Source organism: Rhodopseudomonas sp. BR0G17 (assembly GCF_010907025.1).
Taxonomy (GTDB): Bacteria; Pseudomonadota; Alphaproteobacteria; order Rhizobiales; family Xanthobacteraceae; genus Rhodopseudomonas; species Rhodopseudomonas palustris_H.
On sequence record NZ_QUML01000109.1, the window covers coordinates 1 to 537 of the forward strand.

Sequence of the window (537 nt, forward strand, 5' to 3'; positions counted from 1 at the left end):
AGGCATTGGCGTCCTCGACGCTCCTTGCCGGTGCGCGAGCCGCCGGGGGCGGTGCAGTGCGGCTGGCCTGCCGGGACGCAGCGCCCGGCTGACCAGATTGCTCTGCCTGATCCGGCCGAATGCTGAATGTCTTGATCCTGCGCGGCTCGTCTCCCGCCAGGGTGCCGTTGTTCGGCGGCGGCGTCAGGTTCGGCTTGGCGCCCGGCGCGACGCTGGCCACCGTCGGCGGATTGGGGTTTTGATTGAGCTGCGGCAGCACGACGCGCGGACCCGATCCCGGCATCCGCGACGGGTCGGCCGCCGGCTGCTCTTCGCGCGAAACCAGTGCCTCGACACCGTTGCCGGAGGCCAGCCGGTCCTGGATCGGCTTGCCGGCGTTATCGTTCGACGGCCCCGGAATCTTGGTCGGAGTGGTGTCGGCCTTGATCACCGGCGGCTCGCCACTGCGCGTGACGCCAGCAAAGTTGCGATAAGCCAGAGCGCCGCCGGTGCCGACCACCGCAAGCGCCAGGATCGCGAACACGGTCAGCATGGTAT

Annotated in this window: 1 pseudogene; it reads right to left on the bottom strand. The window is 69.6% G+C overall.

Features of this window, described 5'->3' with window-relative positions:
* Positions 1-499 (bottom strand): annotated as a pseudogene (locus tag DY467_RS25420) (SPOR domain-containing protein); the annotation flags it as partial.
* Positions 500-537: the final 38 nt, after the last annotated feature.